The organism is Pseudomonas sp. B21-015 (genome assembly GCF_024749285.1).
Taxonomy (GTDB): domain Bacteria; phylum Pseudomonadota; class Gammaproteobacteria; order Pseudomonadales; family Pseudomonadaceae; genus Aquipseudomonas.
The window spans coordinates 3,242,542-3,259,185 of record NZ_CP087196.1; the positions used below are offsets into that span (position 1 = coordinate 3,242,542).

A 16,644-nucleotide genomic window follows, 5' to 3' on the forward strand; every position below is an offset into this window, starting at 1 on the left:
TTCCTTGAGCAGCGTCTTCGATGGAGGCGATTTTCCGCCTTTACCTGACCAAGCAGAACTTGCGTTTCTTGATTGTCACTATTACTTGAACCGATAGTTGCGCCGCGTGCAGATTGCTCACACTCAATCACAACGACAAAACACGGCTTCAGTTCTTGCGTTCGCTCTTTCCTCCAGGTGCCTCCTCGATCACGCGACGCTCAGCTGATTTCTACCCTGCGACTTTGCCGAGTAAAGCGCGCGGTCTGCACGACCGATCAGTGACTTGTCATCAGGGTCGTTGCCGTCGGCGACATAAGTCGCCACCCCCAGGCTCACGGTCACGATCCCGAACGGACTCGCCAGGTGCGCCAATCCCTCGGCCGCGATACCCGACAGGATCGCCTCAGCCACCGTGCGAGCTCCAGCCCCGTCCGTATTGGGCATCACAATGGCTATTTCTTCTCCGCCGTAGCGAGCAGTCATGTCACCTGGACGACGGACACAGTGCTTGATCGCCTGACAAATCACGCGCAGACATTCGTCCCCCGCGAGATGCCCGTAGTGATCGTTGTAGCGTTTGAAAAAATCCACATCGATCAAGATCAGTGACAGAGGGCTTGCGAGTCGCTTGGAGCGTTTGAGTTCGATAGCCAGAAACTGATCGAAATGGCGGCGGTTGGCGAGACCGGTGAGCGTGTCCTCACTGGCGAGAATCTCCAGTGTCTGATTAAGCTCGATCAGCGTGGTCTGGGTGGCGAGTAATTTATTCTCTGCCCGGATACGCCGACTGATGTGGGAAATCAACCTGCGCCCCAACGCAACCAAGAGTCCCAGTAGCAGCAACACCACCGCGACAGATTGTTTTGTCTGGCTCAACCATGCTTGCATCGCCTCGGCCTGGCCCACCGCTACCGTCGTCACGATGGGGTATTGGTCGCTTCTCTTGAACGCATAGAGGCGATGGACACCATCGACTGTCGAAACAAAGTCCGCGGTGCCTGATGAGGCGTTGCGCAAGTACTCGGAAAATATGGGCGCACGAGACAAATCACGACCGATGTCTTCCACCTGAAAGGGATACCTCACCAGCAGGCGCCCTTCGCCTGAGGTCAGACTGATCGCGCCGAATTGCCCCACGTGAATGCTTCGATAAAGTTTGAGGAAGTGCTCGAGACTGATAGTTGCGGCGATCACCCCGGCAAAACTTCCATCGGGATGATCGATGCGTCGACTGACCGAAATCACCCAGGCACATGTGGCCCGGCTGAGAATCGCCGGGCCGATAAATATGCCGCGATCCGGAGTGTCGCGGTGATGCTGGAAGAACGCACGATCCGCGTTGTTGCTATTGGGTAAAAACGGCTTGCTGGTCGAGAATACCCAGTCCCCTTGGGCGTCATACAGCACCACGCTATTCAATTGCGGGAGTGCATCCATCTCTTGCTCAATCAACAGGCTCAGCCGTTCGAGCTGCTGCGGGCCACTGCCGTCTTTCTCGATCCTTTCAGTCAGGCCCAGCAGTAGCACTTCACTTTGCTTGAAGGTGCCCTCGGTGTAAGTGTTGAGTGCATGGGTCAGATTCAATGTGTCGGTTCTGATATCACTCAAGGTGTTCTGTCGGGCTGTCCATATTTGCCAGGCCGTCAGCAGCACCACCGATACACACACCAGGAAGATCAGGAAAGTGGCAAGTCGAAGATCACGTTTCAAGGGAGTACCGGGCGGTTGAATACACTTGTGTCAAAGGCTTGCGCATTATAGAGGGCTTTCGCACAGCACTGCTGATGCATGGAAAGGTCAGACCTACTCAATGTTGCCTTGCGCCGGGAATGCCTCCACCCTCAGCTTCTCCATCACCAGCTCAATGAAAGCCGATACCGCCAACGGCAGATGTGGCGCACGGCGGATATGCGTACGACTTTGACTCCTCGGGTGTACCCGGTCGGCGTAGGAGCTGCCGAAGGCTGCGATCTTGAGGCCCCATCGCGAGCAGGCTCGCTCCCACATATGACCGCGTTCTCGGGGTGGATACGGTTCAGTGTAGGAGCGGGCTTGCCCGCGAAGGCGTCCGTCGTTACACCGCTAAACAGCAGTCTTGAACCCCTCCTCCCGCTGCAACGCCCGAGCCTGGATCACATCCAGTATTGCGCAACCTTCACGCGTCAGCAGGTGCACCGCCCGGGTGACGCGGGTCAGGTCGCAGTCGGAAATGCCTGTGAGGTTGAGGCTGGACAAGGTGTCGGTCAGATCGCGAACAACAGTAAAGCGGTGCATGGCGCAGGCGGCCAAGTCGCTGAGTTCTTTGTGGGTGTTGATGAAGAGCACCGGGGTTTCGGCGTCATAGGTGTCGATGGGGAGGTAACGTGGCATGACTTGGTCGTACATTGATGTAACTCCTGTAATTAGAGCTACCACCATTCGCGGCCAAACGAAGAAGGTGGCGGCCGTACGCGGGTTGGCCGACCGGACAGGAACCGGCACACCCGAAGGTGTCCCACGCACAGCCGCCATAACACAAAGGTGTTGGCTAGCTGAACGTTCCTGTATCCGACCGGCCAAGGTCGTTCGCGGTGTTTTCCGCGAGCCCGAACTATAGGGGTCGATACCGAAACGCGGCAACAGGGTACGTTGTAGGAAACGTCTTGGAAAGTTGTGCGCCACAAAGTTGATCGTTCCTACGCTCGCGTGGGAACGATCAACACTCAATCATCCTCATGCAATTTGATCCCGCGTTTATGCAGCAGGTACGGCACCAGCAGCACCAACAACGTCAACACCAGAACCGACGCCGCAATCGGTTGTGTCACAAATATCATCCAGTCGCCCTGACTGATGGACAAGGCGTTGCGCAGTTGTTTTTCCGCCATCGGGCCCAGCAGCATGCCGACGATCACCGGGGCGACGGGGAAGTCGAAACGCCGCATCAACACCCCGGCCCAGCCGATGCCCAGCATCAGAAACAAGTCGAACGTTGAGTGGCGCATGCCGTACACGCCGATGGTGGCGAACACCAGAATCCCGGCGTTCAGGTACGGTCGTGGAATCTGCAGGAGTTTGACCCACAGGCCCACCAATGGCAGGTTCAGCACCAGCAGGATAGCGTTGCCGATGTACAGCGAAGCCACCAGCGTCCAGACCAGGTCGCCCGAGGTCTGGAACAGCAACGGCCCCGGTTGCAGGTTGTAGTTCTGGAACGCGGCCAGCAAAATCGCCGCCGTGGCGGAGGTCGGTATGCCCAGGGTCAGCAGCGGCACCAGCGAACCGGTGGCGCTCGCGTTGTTGGCCGCCTCGGGGCCGGCAACCCCCTCGATGGCGCCCTCGCCTTTGCTGGCCGCGAACTCTTTCGGGTACTTGCTGAGTTTGCGTTCGGTCGAGTACGACAGAAACGTCGGAATCTCCGCGCCACCGGCCGGAATCGACCCGAAGGGAAAACCGATCAAGGTGCCCCGTAGCCACGCGGGAATCGAGCGTTTCCAGTCGGCGCGGGTCATCCACAACGAGGTCAGGCGATGTCGGCTGCCCGTTTCTTCCTTTTGGTAGAGCACGCTGTACAAGGCTTCACCGACGGCAAACAACCCGACCGCGACGAGTACCACTTCGATGCCATCGACCAGCTCGGGCACCTCCATGGTGTAGCGGGCAATGCCCGAGGTCGAGTCCAGGCCGATCATGCCGATGGTCAGCCCGATCCCCAACGAGACAAAGCCGCGCAGCATCGATGCGCCGAGCACCGCCGACACCGTAGTGAATGCCAGTACCAGAATCGCGAAATACTCCGCCGGCCCGAACTTCAGCGCCAGTGTGGCAACGAGTGGAGCGAACAGCGTCAGCAAGATCGTCGCGATGGTGCCGGCGACAAATGAACCGATAGCGGCTGTCGCCAGGGCCGGGCCTGCGCGCCCGTTGCGGGCCATGAGGTTGCCTTCCAGGGCCGTAACCATGGAAGACGACTCTCCGGGGGTGTTGAGCAGAATCGAGGTGGTCGAGCCACCAAACTGAGCGCCGTAATAGATGCCGGCGAACATGATCAGCGCCCCGGTAGGATCGACCTTGGCGGTAATCGGCAACAGCAACGCGACAGTCAGCGCCGGTCCGATTCCCGGCAAAACACCGATCGCGGTGCCCAGCAGACAGCCGATAAAACCCCACATCAGATTGATCGGCGCCAACGCGGCACCGAAGCCGGTTGCCAGACTCGAGAGAATGTCCACCTTGTCGACCTCCTTCGGCCCGGATCAGATCCAGGCGTTGATCAAGGGCGGAAGGGAAACCCCTAGCCCGGCGGTGAAAAGCCAGTAAATCGGCAGCGTCAGGGCGATACCGATGGCCAGGTCCCGCACCGGGCTGCGACTACCAAAACCGCGTGCCGAACAGGCAAACAGCAGTGCAGCGGCCAATACGAAGCCGATGTAGGAAATGAGCAAAGCGACGCCCACCAGCCCCGCTGTGACCCAGGTCGCCCCGGCCTTGCCGCCGGGTTGAGCCTGGGTAGTCTCGTGGTCGTCGGAAAGGTTGCGAAAACCACCGGTGAGCGCCTGATAGCACAGCAACAGACCGACGACGCCCAGAAACGCCGCGACGGCGTAGGGATAGACGTAGGCTGCCATAATGACGAAGCCCATCTCGGGAGGAAATCGCGAGGCGCCGAACGCCAATACCGCGCTGATGGCGACTACAGCGACGCCAATTGCCAGTTGGGCCGGCATGACTTTCCAGCGCCCGGCCATCTCAAAGCAGCCCGACTTTGACCAGCATCGCCCGCAGGCGCCCATGTTCTTCCTCGACGAACTTGCCGAAGTCATCGCCGGTCAGAATGCTCGGTGACCATGCATTGGTTTTTACGTTTTCTTGCCAAACAGTACTTTTGGTCGCGGTCAGGACGGCTTCGGTCAGTTCTTTGCGCTGTTCAGGCGTCAGGCCCGCTGCGCCGTAAACGCCACGCCAGTTGCCGATCGTCACGTCGTAGCCAGCCTCTTTGAGGGTCGGCGCATCAATGCCTTCAACGCGGTTGGGCGCGCCGATGGCGAGTAAACGGAATTGTTTGGACTGGACGTATTTGGCAAGCTCGGCGTAGCCGCCGGTGATCACCGTGATGTGGCCACCCAGCACCGCGGCGACGACTTCGCCGCCACCGGCGAAGGCGACGTAATTCACCTTGTTGACAGGGACGTCCATTTTGCTCGCCAGTTCGGCGATGCCAATGTGGTCGATCGACCCCTTGGAGCCACCGCCCCATTTGATGCTGGACGGGTTGGCTTTGAAGTCCTTGATCAAATCATCCAGGGTTTTGTACGGGGAGTCGTCGCGTACGGCGATCACGTTGTATTCGGTAAACAGCCGTGCGATCGGTGTCACGTCCTTCAAGGTGATTTGCGGTTTGTTCTGCTCGATGGCCGCGACCATGATCGCGCCGACCACAATCAGGGCATTGGCGTCGCCCTTGGTGCCGTTGGCAAATTGCGCCAACCCCAAGGTGCCACCGGCGCCGCCCTTGTTCTCGAAGGTCGCGGACTTTGCCGTTTTCGCCTCGACCATGGCTTTGCCCAGGACGCGTGCGGTCTGGTCATAACCACCACCGACCGAGCCCGGGGCCATGAACTTGACGGTGTCCAGCGCAAAAACCGGTGATGCAAGCGCGGCGGCGGTAACTAAAACGGCGAGGTTGCTGCTGAATCGACGGGCCAATGCAAACATGAGTCGTCTCCGGATAGCTGTTCTTGTTGTTTTCGATCAGGGAAGAGCCCCTGTTCGTTGAACATGCGTCTGGAATAAGCGTAGGTCATAGTTGTGTTTGTTGGTGTGCTTTCAATGGTCTGTCTGCCCCTAATGCATGACAACTGCAGGCCTGTGGCGAGGGGGCAACCCCAATGCCGGTAAGTTAAGGTGCGCAAACTTGTGGGAGCGAGCCTGCTCGCGATGGCGGACTCACATTCAACATTTCTATCAGCTGATACACCGCTATCGCGAGCAGGCTCGCTCCCACAGGGATTGCGCCTGTCCCTGTGTTCTACCAAATGGCGGAAGGCAGCCGGAGTCGAACCTGCCCGGGAACGGATGCCGTCCCCAACCGGGTTTGAAGCCCGGCCGCGCCACCGGGCGCGATTGCCTTCCTTGATCTCAGTCTGTTGCTTGTTGAGCCAGTGCATTGTCGAGCCGAATGTGGCGCCGGTCGCCAAAGCGTCGGGTCAGGCCGAGCCGGTCGAAGTACTCAAGAATCTGAATGCTGCGCTTGCGCCCCAGGCCCACGGCATCGCGAAACGCGGCGACCTGAATCACCGGCTCATCGCTGGCCAGTTGCACCAGCATAGCCGCCAATCGGCGCACCAGCGTGTCGGTGTAAAACAGGTCACGGACCACTTGATGCAGCAGCCCCAACCGAGCCATCTTGCGCAGCAGCAGGCGCACGGCGGCCTCTTCATGGCCCGTCGCTTTAGCCAGATCACGCACCCATGGCGGATCGAAACCCGCTTGTTCGAACAGCGGCTGCAACTGTAGCCACAGGGTTTCGTCGTCCTCGCTCAAACGCACTTGATGATCGGGTAAATGCAGCCATGGGCCGCTGGCGGCAATCGCACCGCTGGCCAGTAATTCGTCGAGCAGGCTGACAAAGGTCGGCCGGTCCAGCGCGGTGCCGGCGAAACGACGCAGGCGATCCCTGTCCGGTCCCATTTGATCCGGCTCGAGTTGATGAAAGCGTGCGAGGCGCTCCAGCAGCGGTGCTTTCAGGGCTTCCCAGCGCACAGCACTGAACAGTAACGGCCCCTGCCGCGTCTCGATCAAACGCACGTCATCGGGCAACACCCAGGTTTCGCGTGGACGATTGAACTGGCGCTCCAGACGCTGCGGATCGAGGCCGGTGTCGCTGTTGGCCAGCAGCGCCGGCAGTGCGGCTTCCAGGCTGGTCGTGGTGGCCAGCGCTTGTAGCTGTGCCAATCGCTCGGGGCTGCGGCGGTGTCGGGCCGGGGCGAACGGGTCCAGTACCCGGCCACCGCCAAGGGTGCGTTGCGCACTTTGGTCGCGCAGGATCAAACGGTCGCCCTTCACCGCCAGCATCGGCGCGCTCACCAGCAGTTGCGCGAACATCTGCTCCCCCGGTGCCAGGCTGGCGCCCTCCAGCAACGCCACGCGCCCGGTCACATCCTGAGTACCGAGGTGCACGTGCACCGGCTGAAAGTGCTCGAAGCTTCGCGCCTCGCTGGCCAACAAGGTCATCTCGATATCCAGACGCTGGGTCGGCGCATGCAGCCATTCAGCCAACAGCCAGTGACCACGGTGAACCTGCTCCAGGGCTAAACGGTCGGCACTCAGGTTCAGCGCAACGCGCTGCCCGGCCGTGGCGCTGTCGGCTGCCTGATTTTGCGCATGCAGGCCTCGCACCCGTACGGGTTTGCCCAGCGGGCTCAACATCAGCGTATCGCCCACGGCCACCAGGCCGGACAACGCGGTGCCGGTCACCACGATACCGGCGCCGGCCACGCTGAAAGCCCGATCAATCGCCAGACGAAAGCCGCCACTGACGCTGCGTTGAAGCACCTCATGTTGCGCATCCAGCAAGGCCTGCCGCAGTGTCTCGATACCCTCGCCGGTCACGCTCGACAGCGCGATTCGCGGCGCGTCGGCATAAGGTCCCGGTGCGAGCAAAGCTTCGATCTGTTCCCGGACGGCTTGCACACGAGCAGGATCGACGCGGTCGCATTTGGTAATCGCAATCAGTGCCCGAGGAATGCCCAGCAACTCGACAATCGCCAAGTGTTCGCGGGTCTGGGGCATGACACCGTCATCGGCCGCCACCACCAACATCACCAGATCAATGCCCTGAGCCCCGGCCAGCATGTTGTGGGTGAAGCGCTCATGACCGGGTACGTCGATAAAACCGGTCAGGGCGGCGCCCGGCTCCAGCGCCGCGTAGATATAGCCGAGGTCAATGGTCATGCCGCGTTCGCGTTCTTCCCGACGACGGTCACCGGCCTGCCCGGTCAGTGCCTGGAGCAAGGAGGTCTTGCCGTGATCGATGTGCCCCGCCGTGCCGACAATCACCCGTCCCGGCCCTCCTCCTGCAACTGATCGAGTTGCGCCAGCCACGCGGCTTCGTCGTCGAGTTGACGCAGGTCCAGCCACAATCCGTCGTCATCGATGCGACCGAGCACGGGAATCGGCAGCTGACGAAACGCCGCCTCCAGCCCCAGCAATCGTCGCCCGCGCAGACGTTTGGAAACGTTGGGCCGCAGGCATAACGCAGCACTGGGCAGTCGCGCCACCGGTTGGCTGCCGCTGCCGATCATGCCCAGCGCCGGCACCGCGCTGACGCTCCAGCCATCGCCTAACACCTGCGCCAGTGACGGTTGCAGGCGTTCGGCCTGGGTGAGAATGTCGGCTTGAGGTCGGGTCAGCAGGCGCAGGCTCGGCAGGCGTTCGGCCAACCGATCGGGATCGCGGTACAGCGCCAATACGGCTTCGAGGGCGGCCAGGGTCAGTTTGTCGACCCGCAATGCACGCTTGAGCGGATTCTTCTTGATCCTGGCGATCAGGTCTTTGCGGCCGACAATCAACCCGGCCTGAGGCCCGCCGAGTAACTTGTCACCGCTGAAAGTGACGATGTCCGCACCATCGAGCAGCGCCTGACGCACCGTCGGTTCGGCAGGCAAACCCCAGCGAGTCAAATCCAGCAGGCTGCCGCTGCCCAGGTCTTCGAGCAGCGGCAGCCCGTGGCGGTGAGCCAGCGCCGCCAACTCAGCCGTCGGCACTCTCGCGGTGAAGCCTTCGATGCTGTAATTGCTCGCGTGTACCCGCATCAGCAGACCAGTGCGCGGGCCGATGGCGGCCTCGTAATCCCGGGCATGGGTGCGGTTGGTAGTGCCCACTTCGTGCAGCCGCACCCCGGCGCGGGCCATGATGTCGGGAATGCGGAAGGCGCCGCCTATTTCGATCAGTTCACCACGGGAAATGATGCCTTCCTTGCGCGCGCCCAGGCTGTTGAGGGCGAGCAACACGGCGGCAGCGTTATTGTTGACCACAGTCACCGCTTCGGCGCCGGTCAGCTCGCGAATCAGCCCTTCAATCAGGTCGTCCCGGTCACCGCGCTTACCGCTGTGCAGGTCGAATTCCAGATTGAGTGGATAGCGGGCGGCCAGTTGCATGGCTTCAATGGCTTCTTCCGGCAACAACGCGCGGCCGAGGTTGGTGTGCAACACGGTGCCGGTGAGGTTGAATACCCGACGGATCTGGCTGCGATGCTGGATCGCCAGACGCTCACCCGCCCTGCCCGCCAACACGTCGGGGGCGATTTCAACAGCATTGAGTTCACCTTTGAGCACCGGTTCGCGCAAGTCATCGAGCAGTTGCCGCAGGCCGGCCAGCAGCGCGTCATGCCCATAACGTTCGGCCAGCGGTTGGCAGGCGGGATGGCGCAGCAAGCTGTCGATGGAGGGCAGCCGCAAGGCTTGGCTGGCGGAGGGTGCAGACATCAGAGGCTCCTGGAAGCGATTGACTGTCGCGTCTGAGTGTAGCCGCTGGGCTCATAGGGATAGGCTTAGGGGGATAAGCTCAAAGGGATGAGCTCAGTCACCTCCCGGTGCCAGCATCAGATTCGGCGATGGGCGCTGGTAGCCTTCCTGCTCCAGGCGCATGTCCAGCATCAGACTGGACAGGTCCGCCGAGAGTGCTTCGGCTTCGGCGTCGTTTTCCAGGTAGATCAGTTTCAGGTAGCTGTTGCAGCCGGGGCAGACTTCCGCTCGCAACGGTGCCTGATTGGCGGCATGAAGGTCATCCTCGAAGCTGACGTATTGAAGCCCCTTGCTCTGTTCGCAATACACGCACTTGACCCGTACCGCATGCCATTCGCAGGCGCACAACGAGCACACCAGATAACGCAAGCCGTTGTACTTGCCGCGATGACGAATCACTCCGGCCATCGCCGGCGAACCGCAGGCCGGGCATTGGCTGAGGCTGTCGCCGCGCTTGAGTTCAAGGTTCGGTGAACTCAGCAGCCAATGGCTCCAGGCCGCTTGCAGCGCTGCACCGAGGAACGGCACCAGCGCTGCCGGCAGCATTGAATACTGGCCGCTGACCAAGGCAATTGCCCACGCTTTGAGCAGGCCTGGGTTGGCACTGCGCAACGTCGCCACGGCGTTTTCTACCGCTGATTGTGGCGGTGGCTGATAGCGTTGCAACAAGGCTTCAAGAAAGGGTAGCCAAACATTTTCGCGCACCAGACTGTCGGCGGCGAACGGTGGCAAGCCATGTTCCACGCACACCCGAAGACGTTCGGGATCGGGCATGGCGGCCACGGGCGGATCGTCCATCAGGTGCTGCTGGACGTGACACAGTCCGGCAACCAAACGCAGGTAATCCGCCAATGGATGCCCATCGGCCAGGCGTTCCAGACGCAGCGCGCGCAAGGTGAACAAGTTATTCGGTGGCCGGTACAGAAACGGCGGTGAACTCGCCGCCGCTTCTATCTGCCCAGGCTCGAGGATCGTGGCCAAGGGGTCATCCTTTTTTGGTGATCGGTCGCTCAGGCGTTTCGTCTTGGGTCACTTCCCGGTACCAGAGCTCATGGTGTTTTTTCGCCCAGGCGCGGCTGACCCTGCCACGCACCATCGCGTGGACCGAACCGCGAATCCAGATACCCGCATAGATGTGGACGATAATGCTCAGCACCAGGATGAACCCCGCCAGCGCATGCAGCAGCATCGCCCAGCGAATACCGGTGATGCCGAAGTACGCGCTGAACCAGGCACGCCAGATCACCAACCCGCTGAACAACAGCACCAGCATGCAGATCAGCAACACCCAAAACAGTAGCTTCTGCCCCGGGTTGTATTTGCCGATCGGCGGCACGCCCTCCTCCTCGTTACGCATGACAGTCCCGACGCGCCTGAGCCACAACCGGTCGTTGGCGATGAAGTAATTCGCCCGCCAGAAACTGAACACCAGGCCGAGGAACAGCACAAACATCGCCACGCCCATGTACGGATGCAAGATGCGCGTCCACGAACCGCCGCCAAACAGGTTGCTGAGCCAGAACAACCCTGGATGAAACAAGGCCAGCCCCGACAGCGCGGCCATGAAAAACACAATCGCCACCAGCCAGTGATTGGTGCGCTGGTTGGAGGTGTAGCGCAGGATCGGTTTGTCGTTCACGGCCTGTCCTCCCCGCCGGGTTTCGTCGGATCAAAGGTGTGCACCGATGGATCGAATTCATGCACCGCTGGGTCGACGATGACTGGATTTTCGTCTTCCTCGACCAGTTGCGGCCCGACGCGCACATAGTGGAAGAACCCGGCCAGCACCGCCGCGCCCATGGCCAGTAACGCCAGGGGTTTGCTCAGGCCTTTCCACAGGTCCACCAGTGGACTGATCGCCGGGTGATCCGGCAGCCCGGCATACAGCCTGGGCGTGTCGGCATGGTGCAGCACATACATGACGTGGGTGCCGCCAACCCCTTCGGGATCATACAAGCCGGCGTTGTCGAAGCCGCGGTTCTTGAGGTCGACGATGCGTTCGGCGGCGTGTTCCTTCATGTCTTCCTTGGTGCCGAAAACGATGGCGCCGGTCGGGCAGGTTTTCACGCAGGCCGGCTCCAGCCCCACCGCCACCCGGTCCGAACACAGCGTGCATTTATAGGCCTTGTGGTCCTTTTGCGAGATGCGCGGAATGTTGAACGGGCAACCGGTGATGCAATACCCGCAGCCGATGCAGTGGTCCTGATCGAAATCGACGATGCCGTTGGCGTGCTTGATGATCGCGCCGGGGCTCGGGCATGCCGCCAGGCAGCCGGGTTCGGCGCAGTGCATGCAACCGTCCTTGCGAATCAACCATTCCAGGTTGCCGGCGTCGGTTTCATGCTCGGTGAAGCGCATCAGGGTCCAGGTGTCTGCGCTGAGATCGTGAGGGTTGTCATAGGTGCCGAGGTTGTGACCAACGTCGTCGCGCAGCTCGTTCCATTCCGAGCAGGCGACCTGGCAGGCCTTGCAGCCGATGCACTTGGTGGTGTCGATCAGCTTGGCCACTTCCTCTTGCGTGCGCACCGAGGGCGGCACGGTGGTGGTGGCCGAGCGGGCGATGATGTCTTGGCTGGCCATTTAGATTTTCTCCACGTTGACCAGGAATGACTTGGATTCCGGGGTCTGTGTGTTGCCATCGCCGAGGAACGGCACCAGGGTGTTGGTCAGGTAACCGTGGCGGGTGGCGCCGGTGAAGCCCCAGTGCAACGGGATACCGATCTGGTGCACCACCTGATTGTTGACCTGCAGCGGACGAATCCGCTTGGTCACCACCGCCACCGCTTCGATATGCCCGCGCTTGGAACTGACCCGCACCCGGTCACCGGCAGCGATGCCCTTCTCCTTGGCCAGCACCTCGCCGATTTCGACAAACTGCTCGGGTTGGGTCACCGCGTTGATCGGGCAATGCTTGGTCCAGAAGTGGAAGTGTTCGGTCAGCCGGTAGCTGGTCGCCGCATAAGGGAAGTCCTTGGCCTGCCCCAGGGTGTCCCAGACCGAATCGAAGATCCGCCCGGCCGGGTTGCTGGTCGCCTGCTTGTTGTTGGGGTGCATCGGGTTGATGCCGATGGGCGTCTCGAACGGTTCATAGTGTTCCGGGAACGGCCCTTCGTTCATCTTGTCGAGGGCGAAGAAACGTGCCACGCCTTCGGGGTTCATGATGAACGGGTTCATCCCGGCTTCCGGCGGCACATCAGCCTTGTAGTCGGGCACGTCGGTACCGGTCCAGACCTTGCCGTTCCACCACACCAGCCGTTTGTTCGCGTCCCACGGTTTGCCTTGAGGGTCGCTGGAGGCGCGGTTGTAGAGAATCCGTCGGTTCATCGGCCAGGCCCAGGCCCAGCCCAGGTTCTGCTTCATGCCGAAAGGATCGCTGTTGTCACGCCGGGCCATGTTGTTGCCCTGCTCGGTCCAGCTGCCGCAGAAAATCCAGCAACCGGACGCCGTGCTGCCATCGTCCTTGAGTTGGCCGAAACCGGACAACTGCTGACCGGCCTTGACCACCGCGCCCGAAGCGTCGGTGACATCGGCGATGGCGTAACCGTTGAATTCTCGGGCCAGCTCTTCCGGCGTCGGGTCATCCGGTACCTTGTAGGGCCAGTCGAGCTTGAGGATCGGCTCGGCCCAGGCACCGCCACTGGCCTGGTAACGCTTGCGCAGACGCAGGAACAGCTCGGCCATGATCTTTATGTCTGTGCGCGCCTGTCCCGGGCCATCGGCGCCCTTCCAGTGCCATTGCAGCCAGCGACCGCTGTTGACCAGTGAGCCGTTTTCTTCGGCAAAACAGGTGGTGGGCAGGCGGATGACTTCGGTCTGGATGTTAGCTGTTTCCACATCGTTGTAAGGCCCGACGTTGCGCCAGAACTCCGAAGTCTCGGTGGCCAGCGGGTCCATCACCACCAGCCACTTGAGTTTGGCCAACGCCTTCATCACCCGGTTCTTGTCCGGCAAGGCGGCGATCGGGTTGAAGCCCTGGCACATGTAGCCATTGACCTGGCCCTTGCCCATCATGTCGAACATTTTCAGGATGTCGTAACCGGGAATGTCCAGTTTCGGCAGCCAGTCGTAACCCCAGTGATTCTCGGCGGTGGCATTGGCGCCATACCAGGCTTTCATCAGGCTGACATGGAACTTGCCGTAGTTCTGCCAGTAGGACATCTGCCCGGGACGCAGCGGTTTGAGTGCGCGCTTGGCGATGTAAGCGTTGTAGTCCTGTTCGGCCTCGGCCGGCAGGGTCAGGTAACCAGGCAACAGGTTGGACAGCAAGCCCAGGTCGGTCAGGCCCTGAATGTTGGAGTGCCCACGCAAGGCGTTGACGCCCCCGCCCGGCATGCCGACGTTGCCCAGCAGCAGTTGCACCATGGCCGCGCTGCGGATCATCTGCGAACCGATCGAATGCTGGGTCCAACCCAGGGCGTAGAGAATCGTCATGGTCTTGCCCGGTTGCGAGCAGGTGGCGATCTCTTCCCAGATTTTCTGCATCGCGTCCGTGGGCATGCCGCAGACCTGACTGGCCAGCTCCAGGGTGTAACGGCTGTAATGCTGCTTCATTAATTGGTAGACGCAGCGTGGGTCTTGCAAGGTCGGGTCGACTTTGGCAAAACCGTCCTCGCCGATTTCGTAGCCCCAGCCGGACTTGTCAGTGTAAGTACGCTTGCTCGCGTCGTACCCGCTGAACAGCCCGTCCTCGAAACCGTAGTTGGCCTTGACGATGAACGACACGTCCGTATAGGCCCGCACGTATTCGTGCTGGATCTTGTCTTCGGTCAGCAAGTAGTTGATCAGCCCGCCCATGAAGGCAATGTCGGTGCCGGTGCGGATCGGCGCGTAATAGTCCGCCACCGAGGCCGTACGGGTGAAACGCGGGTCGACCACAATCAGCCGCGCCTTGTTGTGGGCTTTGGCTTCGGTCACCCATTTGAAACCGCAAGGGTGCGCTTCTGCTGCGTTGCCACCCATCACCAGAACCAGATTCGCGTTGGCGATATCGGTCCAGTGGTTGGTCATGGCACCACGGCCATACGTCGGGGCAAGACTTGCCACCGTCGGGCCATGTCAGACACGTGCCTGGTTATCGAACCCCAGCATGCCGAGACTGCGAATCACCTTGTGGGTGATGTAACCCGCTTCGTTGGACGAGGCCGACGCCGCGAGAAAACCGGTGGTCAGCCAGCGGTTCACCGTTTGCCCCTGGGCGTTCTTTTCGATGAAGTTGGCATCGCGGTCGGCCTTCATCAGGTCGGCGATGCGATCCAGTGCTTCATCCCAGGAGATTCGTACCCACTCCTTGGTGCCGGGCTTGCGCATCTGCGGGTACTGAAGACGGCTGGGGCTGTGAATGAAATCGAGCAGGCCCGCGCCTTTGGGGCAGAGGGTGCCGCGATTGACCGGGTGGTCGGCATCGCCTTCGATGTGGATGATGCTCTGGGCGACATTCTTCGCATTGTCGCCCTGGCTGTACATGATCAAGCCGCAACCGACCGAGCAGTACGGGCAGGTGTTGCGGGTTTCATGGGTATGGGCGAGCTTGAAATGACGCACTTGTTCGGCGAAGGCTGGCATCGGGGCCATGCCCAGCGCGCCGAGGCTTGAGCCCGCAAGGCCGATACCTGCGACCTTGAAGAACTGACGACGGTTGAGGTCCATCGTGCACTCCTGATCAGGTGGAAACCCGGTGCGTTGGCCGGATTTTTCTGGACGATCACGGTGACGGCAACGGAACTACCGCCACTTTAAACTGTAGACAATGCTGTTTTGTGCTGTGGAAAAACCGACCGTCGGGTAATACCGCAAGCCAGCCGGACACACAATTAATGTGGGAGCGAGCCTGCTCGCGATAGCGGTTGGCCAGGCAACATCAACGCTGGCTGTGATGGCCTCATCGCGAGCAGGCTCGCTCCCACAGAGGTTGGCGCTTATCATGGCCACCGGATTCACCCCCGCCTTTTATGAGACTGAGCATGACTTTCGATTTTGATCAGGTGTTCGACCGCCATGGCACCGGCAGTACCAAATGGAGCCGTTACCCGGCCGACGTGTTGCCGATGTGGGTCGCCGACATGGATTTTGCCGCGCCGCCAGCGATCATCCAGGCCCTGCAACAACGCCTGGAACACCCGATGCTCGGTTACAGCGTGGCCCAGGACAACTTGCGTGACGCCATCGTCGCCGACTTGTGGAACAAGTACTCCTGGCGCGTACAGCCCCAGGAGCTGATCTTCCTGCCGGGTGTCGAGTCGGGTTTCAACATGGCCCTGCATGCGCTGGTTCAGCCGCAGCAGAACGTGGTCGTGCAGACGCCGAATTACCCGCCGCTGCGCCATGCGCCGGGCCACTGGCAGTTGAACAAAGTCGAACTGGACTTCGACGTGTTGGCCGATGGTACGTATGCCACGCCACTCGATGCCTTGCGCCAGGCGCTGCAAGGTGGCGGCGCGTTGCTGCTGAGCAACCCGCATAACCCGCTGGGCAAGGTCTTCCCCCGCGAAGAACTGCAAGCAGTCGCCGACATCTGCCTGGAGCAGGACGCCTGGATCATCTCCGACGAGATTCACGCCGAACTGTGCTTCGACGGGCGTGTGCACATTCCGATCGCCTCGCTCAGCCCGCAAATCGCCAAACGCACCATCACCCTGATGTCGGCGAGCAAGGCTTACAACATCGCCGGCCTGAAGACTTCGTTCATGATCATTCAGGACGCGGCGCTGCGCCATCGGGTCAACAGCGCCCGCTGCGGCATGGTCGACAGCGTCAACCCGTTGGGCATGGAAGCCACCCGCGTCGCCTACAGCGAAGGCGGCCCATGGCTGAACGGGCTCATGGCCTACCTGCAAAGCAATCGCGATTATCTGGTGGAGGCGGTTCGCACGCGGTTGCCGGGCGTGACCATGAACATACCCCAGGGCACTTATCTGGCGTGGCTCGACTGCACGGCGCTGGGGCTGGACAACCCGCAGCAGTTCTTCCTTGAACAAGCGAAGGTCGGGCTGAGCGCGGGGCTGGATTTCGGCGATAACGCCCGGCAATTCGTGCGCCTGAACTTCGGCTGCCCACGGGCGCTGCTGGAGGAAGGGATCGCGCGGATGGAGCGTAGTTTGCGTAACCGCTGACTCCTGCGGCAACAACGATCAAATGCAGGAGCTGGCGTAGCAGCTCCTGC

Annotated in this window: 12 protein-coding genes and 1 tRNA gene; 1 reads left to right on the forward strand and 12 read right to left on the reverse strand. The window is 61.1% G+C overall.

All coding sequences use genetic code 11. The features are described 5' to 3' along the window. Positions 1-189: 189 nt before the first annotated feature. From LOY38_RS14450 to fdnG, 12 genes are all read right to left on the reverse strand, one after another. Complete coding sequence (locus tag LOY38_RS14450; RefSeq protein ID WP_258700603.1) at positions 190-1,692, reverse strand: sensor domain-containing diguanylate cyclase; 1,503 nt, start codon at positions 1,690-1,692, stop codon at positions 190-192. Positions 1,693-2,064: 372 nt separating this feature from the next. Continuing rightward, positions 2,065-2,367 (reverse strand): hypothetical protein, encoded by a 303-nt coding sequence (locus tag LOY38_RS14455; RefSeq protein WP_258700604.1) that lies wholly within the window; start codon positions 2,365-2,367, stop codon positions 2,065-2,067. A gap of 317 nt (positions 2,368-2,684) precedes the next feature. Then, positions 2,685-4,193, reverse strand: coding sequence for a tripartite tricarboxylate transporter permease (locus LOY38_RS14460; protein WP_258700605.1), 1,509 nt, complete (start codon positions 4,191-4,193; stop codon positions 2,685-2,687). Positions 4,194-4,217: 24 nt separating this feature from the next. After that, positions 4,218-4,709 carry a tripartite tricarboxylate transporter TctB family protein gene (locus tag LOY38_RS14465; RefSeq protein ID WP_258700606.1) on the reverse strand — a complete coding sequence of 164 codons (492 nt, stop codon included), beginning with the start codon at positions 4,707-4,709 and terminating at the stop codon, positions 4,218-4,220. A 1-nt stretch (position 4,710) separates the two neighbouring features. Further along, complete coding sequence (locus LOY38_RS14470) at positions 4,711-5,676, reverse strand: tripartite tricarboxylate transporter substrate binding protein (protein ID WP_258700607.1); 966 nt, start codon at positions 5,674-5,676, stop codon at positions 4,711-4,713. A gap of 321 nt (positions 5,677-5,997) precedes the next feature. After that, positions 5,998-6,093: transfer RNA gene (locus LOY38_RS14475), tRNA-Sec, on the reverse strand. 6 nt (positions 6,094-6,099) lie between these two features. Further along, a complete protein-coding gene (selB, locus tag LOY38_RS14480; protein ID WP_258700608.1) occupies positions 6,100-8,019 on the reverse strand; it encodes a selenocysteine-specific translation elongation factor in 1,920 nt (639 codons plus the stop codon). After that, complete coding sequence (gene selA, locus LOY38_RS14485) at positions 8,016-9,446, reverse strand: L-seryl-tRNA(Sec) selenium transferase (RefSeq protein ID WP_258700609.1); 1,431 nt, start codon at positions 9,444-9,446, stop codon at positions 8,016-8,018. The genes selB and selA overlap by 4 nt, the downstream gene beginning before the upstream one ends. Before the next feature lie 93 nt (positions 9,447-9,539). Next, a complete protein-coding gene (fdhE, locus tag LOY38_RS14490; protein ID WP_258700610.1) occupies positions 9,540-10,466 on the reverse strand; it encodes a formate dehydrogenase accessory protein FdhE in 927 nt (308 codons plus the stop codon). A 4-nt stretch (positions 10,467-10,470) separates the two neighbouring features. Beyond that, complete coding sequence (locus tag LOY38_RS14495) at positions 10,471-11,124, reverse strand: formate dehydrogenase subunit gamma (protein WP_258700611.1); 654 nt, start codon at positions 11,122-11,124, stop codon at positions 10,471-10,473. Beyond that, positions 11,121-12,065, reverse strand: a complete 945-nt coding sequence (fdxH, locus tag LOY38_RS14500; RefSeq protein ID WP_258700612.1) for a formate dehydrogenase subunit beta — start codon at positions 12,063-12,065, stop codon at positions 11,121-11,123. Before fdxH ends, LOY38_RS14495 begins: the two co-directional genes overlap by 4 nt. Then, entirely contained in the window at positions 12,066-15,131 is a 3,066-nt protein-coding gene (fdnG, locus tag LOY38_RS14505; RefSeq protein ID WP_258700613.1) for a formate dehydrogenase-N subunit alpha, read from the reverse strand. Between the two features lie 314 nt (positions 15,132-15,445). Here fdnG and LOY38_RS14510 point away from each other — a divergent pair, with 314 nt between their 5' ends. Continuing rightward, positions 15,446-16,594: a MalY/PatB family protein gene (locus LOY38_RS14510; protein WP_258700614.1), complete on the forward strand. Its 1,149-nt coding sequence runs from the start codon at positions 15,446-15,448 to the stop codon at positions 16,592-16,594. Positions 16,595-16,644 lie beyond the last annotated feature (50 nt).